Source organism: Streptomyces sp. NPDC049585 (genome assembly GCF_040675615.1).
In the GTDB taxonomy this organism is placed as follows: Bacteria; Actinomycetota; Actinomycetes; order Streptomycetales; family Streptomycetaceae; genus Streptomyces; species Streptomyces luteosporeus.
This window is the reverse complement of sequence record NZ_JBFAPE010000070.1, coordinates 1-5,755: the sequence shown is the minus strand read 5'-3', so window position 1 is coordinate 5,755 and position 5,755 is coordinate 1. Positions and strand designations below refer to the sequence as shown.

General features: G+C 73.2%; 6 protein-coding genes. 3 read left to right on the top strand and 3 right to left on the bottom strand.

Going from position 1 to position 5,755, the window contains the following annotated elements:
• Positions 1 to 360 precede the first annotated feature (360 nt).
• Positions 361 to 534, top strand: a complete 174-nt coding sequence (locus AB0K17_RS30660; protein WP_365985008.1) for a hypothetical protein — start codon at positions 361 to 363, stop codon at positions 532 to 534.
• A 19-nt stretch (positions 535 to 553) separates the two neighbouring features.
• Here the strand turns inward: AB0K17_RS30660 and AB0K17_RS30655 are convergent, their stop codons facing one another.
• Both AB0K17_RS30655 and AB0K17_RS30650 read right to left on the bottom strand, forming a co-directional pair.
• A complete protein-coding gene (locus tag AB0K17_RS30655; RefSeq protein WP_365985007.1) occupies positions 554 to 2,173 on the bottom strand; it encodes an amidase family protein in 1,620 nt (539 codons plus the stop codon).
• A 155-nt stretch (positions 2,174 to 2,328) separates the two neighbouring features.
• On the bottom strand, positions 2,329 to 3,282 hold the full coding sequence (locus AB0K17_RS30650) for a LysR family transcriptional regulator (RefSeq protein WP_365985006.1): 954 nt from the start codon (positions 3,280 to 3,282) through the stop codon (positions 2,329 to 2,331).
• A 115-nt stretch (positions 3,283 to 3,397) separates the two neighbouring features.
• Here AB0K17_RS30650 and AB0K17_RS30645 point away from each other — a divergent pair, with 115 nt between their 5' ends.
• Both AB0K17_RS30645 and AB0K17_RS30640 read left to right on the top strand, forming a co-directional pair.
• Complete coding sequence (locus AB0K17_RS30645; RefSeq protein WP_365985005.1) at positions 3,398 to 4,318, top strand: zinc-binding dehydrogenase; 921 nt, start codon at positions 3,398 to 3,400, stop codon at positions 4,316 to 4,318.
• 67 nt (positions 4,319 to 4,385) lie between these two features.
• The gene (locus tag AB0K17_RS30640; protein WP_365985004.1) at positions 4,386 to 4,796 is read left to right on the top strand and encodes a nuclear transport factor 2 family protein; all 411 of its coding nucleotides are present in this window, start codon (positions 4,386 to 4,388) and stop codon (positions 4,794 to 4,796) included.
• Between the two features lie 55 nt (positions 4,797 to 4,851).
• Here AB0K17_RS30640 and AB0K17_RS30635 read toward each other — a convergent pair whose 3' ends face one another.
• Positions 4,852 to 5,460 carry a hypothetical protein gene (locus tag AB0K17_RS30635; RefSeq protein WP_365985003.1) on the bottom strand — a complete coding sequence of 203 codons (609 nt, stop codon included), beginning with the start codon at positions 5,458 to 5,460 and terminating at the stop codon, positions 4,852 to 4,854.
• Positions 5,461 to 5,755: the final 295 nt, after the last annotated feature.

Sequence of the window (5,755 nt, the reverse complement as noted above, 5' to 3'; positions counted from 1 at the left end):
CCCGGACGGCGCATGAAGAAGCGCCGTTCTCGATCGGACGGCGCCGTGCGACTCAGCCATTGTTAGCGGCGCTCGAAACCCCTGGCAAAGCCCCCCAATACGGCCCTGAATCGTGCTCCGAACGCTGTCCCGGGCAAGCGAATCCGCCACTCCGGGAAGCACCGCAAACGGTCGACTACGGCCGCGTCTCGTAGGTGATCCAGGTCTCATGGGGCGGCTCACATCCCCGCCCCCACCGGCTCACCCTCCGGCCCCCGGACGCTACGCGCCGCTGTCGTCCTTCTGGACGAGTCGGCGGGGCGCAGCGGTGACTGCGGCGGTCCACTGGAGGGGATGTCCGCCCGTACGAAAGGAAGCCCCGTGGCCGAGCCCGAGAAGAAGCGCAAGAAGCTCTCCGACAATGCCGAATTCCTGCTGAGCGGCATGCCCAGGGCGGAAAGGGAGCGGGCGCTGCGCGAGAAGTCGCCCGAGGAGCTGGACAAGGCCGGGGCGGAGGTGCGCAGCGCCCTCGCGGAGGACGACGAGCGGCAGTGAGCGGCGGGCGGGCGCCCCGCTAGCGGGCGGTCCCGGTCGTCGGCAGGTGGCGCGGCGCCCGCCAGGCGTTCAGGTGGTGTTCCACGGCCGCGCCCAGGGACAGCAGCCCGGCGTCCTGGTGGTCGCCGGCCAGCAGGAGGAGTCCGACGGGCAGCTCGCCGACGGAGCCGGCGGGTACGGACAGCGACGGATAGCCGGCCACGGCCGCCGGGGTGGAGGACGGGATCACGTCGTTGTCGCCGCGGGCGCAGTCGGTGGTCCAGGCGGGCGGGTTCGTCGGCGAGGCGATGGCGTCCAGGTGGTGGGCGGCCATGGTCTCGTCGATGGAGCGGCGGGAGAGGTCCTTCAGCTCGGCGCGCATCGCCCGGTGGCGCGTGCTGGTGGTGGGTGGCGCGGCGAGGGCCTGTTCGAACAGCTCCTGGCCGGCGAAGCAGGTCCGCTCGGCCGGGTGGGTGCGGTTGAACTCGATCAGTCCGGCGAGGTCGCGCGGGCCGTTGCGGGTGGCCAGATAGGTGTCGATGTCCCGGTGGAACTCGCTCAGCAGGGCGGGGAACTCGAGCTCGGCCAGTCGTTCCTGGTACGGGAGGGTGACCTCGACGACCTCGGCCCCGGCTGCGCGCAGCTTCTGCGCCGTACGGGTCATCACGGCGTCCACCTGCGGGCCGAGGGCGGGCAGGCGCCACAGGCCGATCCGCCGGCCGCGCAGGTCGTGGCTCGGAGCGGGGGCAGGGGCAGGGGCAGGGGCGGGGTGCGCGGTGGCGTCGTCGGTGAGCACCGCCAGGGTGAGTGCGGCGTCGGTCACGTTGCGCGCCATGGGGCCCGCGGTGTCCTGTTCGGCCGAGATGGGCACGACACCGCTCTGGCTGACCATGCCGAGGCTCGGTTTGAGTCCGACCACGCCGTTCATCCCTGCCGGGCAGACGATGGAGCCGTCCGTCTCGGTACCGATCGCCACCTGTGCCAGTGATGCGGCCAGGGCGGCGGCCGATCCGGCGGACGATCCGCAGGGGTTGCGGTCCAGGACGTACGGGTTGTGGGTCTGCCCGCCCACGGCGGACCAGCCCGAAGTGGGCTTGGCGGCGCGGAAGTTCGCCCATTCGGACAGGTTGGTCTTGCCCAGGATCACGGCTCCGGCCCGGCGCAGCCGGGTCACGAGGGCGGCGTCGGTGGCCGGTGGGCTTCCCGCGAGGGCCAGGGAGCCCGCTGTGGTCGGCAGGTCGCGGGTGTCGACGTTGTCCTTCAGGAGGACGGGGATGCCGTCGAGGGGGCCGAGGGTGCGGCCGTGGCGGTGCCGGGCGTCGCTGGCGGCCGCTTGGCGTAGGGCCGTGGGATCGGTGCGCAGGACCGCCCTGATCCTGGGGTTGATCTCCTCGATCCGCCGCAGATAGGCGGTGGTCAGGGCGGTCGGGGTGAGCGAGCCGCCGGCCATGCGGGCCTGCAGCTCCGGGATGGTCACCGTGTCGAGGTCGATGCCGGCCGGTCCGTGCGCGCCGGCCGCGGGCGGGCTGCCCGTGCCGGGTTCGGTGGCGTGCGCCCGCGGTCCGGCCGGCGCGCCCGTCCAGACGGCTGCCGCCGTCAGGGCGGCGATGAAGATGGCGATGGGTTGTGCCGTACTCCTCGCAGTTCTCTTCTTCCCCATGGGGCACAGCGCACTACAGGTCCGCTCCCCCGCGCAAGGGTGCTGCCCACGGCTCCCGGTGAGCATCCACGAGACGTCGCGGCGCGCCCGCTCGGTGGGCGGACCGCCGTCCCCGGTCTCCCGGCGCACCGTGGGGAACGTCAAGGTAGGGAACGTCAAGCGGGGCCGGCGGTCGCGAGTTTGGGGTGGTCGGTGTCGGGGAGCCAGTCGCGCTCGGGGTCGTAGTCCAGCCAGCGCCGGGTGCGGCCCGCGTCGGTGAAGCCGCGCAGCAGGGTGTCGAGGAGGGGGTGGCGGTGGGTCTCGCGCCAGGCGAGCGACCACGCGTACAGCGGGGTGGGGGCGACGAGGGGGATGCAGCGCAGACCGCCGGGGTCGGGCAGGGGCGCGTCGGCGGGGAAGAGCGTGAAGCAGGCCGGGTCGCTGCGCACGTGGCGGACGAGGTGCTCGGGGCCCAGGTTGGGCCCGTCCTGGCGGCGGGCGATGCGGAACTCGTCGGCGAAGCGGCGCAGGAAGTCGAGCCGGGTCAGTTCGGCGGGGGACCACAGCGTGCTGTCGCGCAGGTCGGCGGGGCGCAGCTGGGCCGCCCCGGCCAGCGGGTGGGTGGCACTGACGACGACGTCGACGGGTTCCAGGCGGACGAGCCGCTGGGCGAGCCCCGCGTCGTGGCCGCCGGGCAGCGGGTGCACCCGGCCGAAGCCCAGGTCGGCATCGCCGCGCAGCAGGGCGGCCGCGGCTGACGGCCAGTCGCGTGCCGGGCCCGGTTCCACGGTGCCAAGCGCCTGCACCGCCTGGGCGACGGTGCGCAGGGGCGCGTACAGGTGGCCCCAGACGTCGATGCGTACGGCTTGTCCGGTGTCCAGGGCCGCGGCGAGGGCGCGGTCGCCCGCGGCGAGGGCTTCGCGGGCGGCCGGCTCGAAGCGCCGGCCGGCCTCGGTGAGCCGGATGCCGCCGTCGCGCTCGAACAGCCGGACGGTGAGCAGCGACTCCAGGCGGGCGATGCGCTTGGAGTGGGCCTGCTGGCTGGTGTTCAGCCGTGCGGCGGCGCGCCCGAAGTGCAGCGTCTCGGCGGTCACCACGAACGCACGGACCAGTGCGAGGTCGAGGTCCATGCCGCTGACCTTATGCGACAACTGTGCGTTGTCGGCCGGGGGGCGTGGTTGTTGGCCGGCGGGCGGTCCGCCCCGGTGGGATGTGTTTCAGGCACCACCAAGGAGGCGGAAGGCAGTGAAAGCGTTCATACCGACGGGGGATCCCGCCGAACCGGTCGTCCTGGCCGACGTTGCGGAACCGACGCCGCGCGCCAACGAAGCGCTGGTGAGGGTCGAGGCGTTCTCGGTCAACCGGGGCGAGACGTTCAAGCTGGAGGCGCCGCTGCCCGGCGACCGGCCGGGCAAGGACGTGGCGGGGCTCGTCGTGCAGCCGGCCGCCGACGGGAGCGGGCCCACCGGCATTGCGCGGGTCGTGGGTCATCCCATGGCGGGCGGCTGGGCGGAGTTCGTGGCGGTGCCGACGGACGCGCTCGCGGTGCTGCCGGACACGCTCTCCGCGGTGCAGGGCGCGGCGCTGCCGCTGGCGGGGATCACCGCGCTGCGGCTGCTGCGCGCGGCCGGGCCGGTGGCCGGGCGGCGGGTGCTGCTGACCGGCGCGTCGGGCGGCGTCGGCCACTATGTGACCGAGCTCGCGGCGGCCGCCGGGGCGGAGGTCACCGCCGTGACCCGCGACGCCGAACGCGGGGCCGGGCTCCTGGGGCTCGGCGCGGCGGAAGTCGTCCACGATGCGGCGGACGCGCACGGTCCGTACGACATCGTGCTGGAGTCCACCGGTGGCCGGGCCCTGCCCGCGGCCCTCGCGCGGCTTGCGCGGGGCGGCACGCTCATCTGGTTCGGGCAGGCCAGCCGGACGCCGGTGACGCTCGACTTCTTCGACTTCTTCTCCGGACCCGAGTCGGCCGTCATCCGCCACTTCCACTATCTGGACCCGCGCGGCGGGCTCGGCGACGACCTGGCGACGCTCGTGCGGCTGACGGCCACCGGCCGCCTGCACCCGGAGATCGGCCGCGTCGCGGACTGGGCCGGTACCGCGGCCGTCCTGACCGATCTGCGCGACCGCCGCATCCGCGGCAAGGCCGTGCTCACCCTTTCCTGAACGACCGGCACCACTTCACGTCACTTCATGTCCTGAATGACCGTCACCACTTCAAGGAGATACCACCATGACCATGACCACCGACCCCAGGACCGTCGTCGTCCGGTACGTGGAGGCCGTCCGTGACGGCGACGCGGACGTCATCCTCGACAGCTTCGCGCAGGACGCGACCTGGCACTACCCGGGTGATCTGCCGGTCTCGAAGGTGTGGCGGGGGCGCCGGGCGATCGTCGAGGAGTTCCTGGGCGGCATGGGGCCGGCGTTCGTCCCCGGCACCCTGGAGATCGAACTGATCGGCACGATCGCCGAGGGCGACCGGGTGGTCGCCGAGTGGACCTCGAAGGCCCGTACCGTGCAGGGGGGCGTGTACGACAACCGCTGCCTCGGCATCTTCACGGTGCGGGAGGGCAGGATCGTCTCGGTCGTGGAGTACGCCGACACCCGGCACGTGGCGGCGGTGCTCTTCCCGGAGGGCTGAGGGGGGGTGCGCCCCGCCGGCGCCCGGTGGGCCGCGCCGGCGGGGCGAGGGACGGTCAGGCGCGGACCGTGAACCAGGCGCCGAGGCCGTTGCAGCCGCCTGCGGAGTAGGTGGTGCTGCGGTAGCCGGGCGGGATGGGCGAGCCGGGGCAGGTCCAGATGCCGTTGCGGACGAGCTGGTGGAACCAGGCGCCGATGCCCTCGCAGCCGGTGCGGTTGTAGCCGGTGGTCACGTAGCCGGGCGGGATCGGCGAGCCGGCACAGGTCCAGCGGCCGTCACGCGCGAGCTGGTGGTACCAGGCGCCGATGCCGTTGCAGCCGAGGCGGCTGTAGTTGGTGATGACGTAGCCGGAGACGATCGGCGAGCCGGAGCAGGTCCATATGCCGTCCTTGACGGGCTGCTGGTACCAGGCGCCGGCGCCCCTGCAGCCGTTGCGGTCGTAGTTGGTGATGACCCATCCGTCGGGGACGGGTGCGCCGGAGCAGGACCAGCCGCCCTCCGCCCGGGCCACGGCCGTGCCGGTGGCGGCGCCGGTGAAGGCGGTGGCGGCCAGGACGACGGCGCCGACCGCCGCGGCGATCCTGCTGCGGAGCGTTCTGGTCGTCGTCTGCGTGTCTCCGCCGGAACGCCGCAGGTTCCACAAAGAGCGGAATTTACCGTTCATTTCCCACCAGTCCTGTAGTCATGCCCATTTCATGGCTGTCGGCGGTAAGAACACCGGACAGCGGCTGAAAAGTCATCAGGCGGGACACAGGTGTGAGAAGATCATCACGCTCGGTGAAAGGTCACCTCGCGGGGCGTGAACGTGCTAGGGCGCGCCCGGCGGATCTTCGTGGTGCGCCACCACGGCGCCCCGTAAGGGGCGCGGGGAACTGCGCGACAAGCCACGACGCGCCCGCAGTCGGCCCCCAGGGTGGCGTGTCGGCTGCAGGCTGGCGCCGGCCGATCGCGCAGTTCCC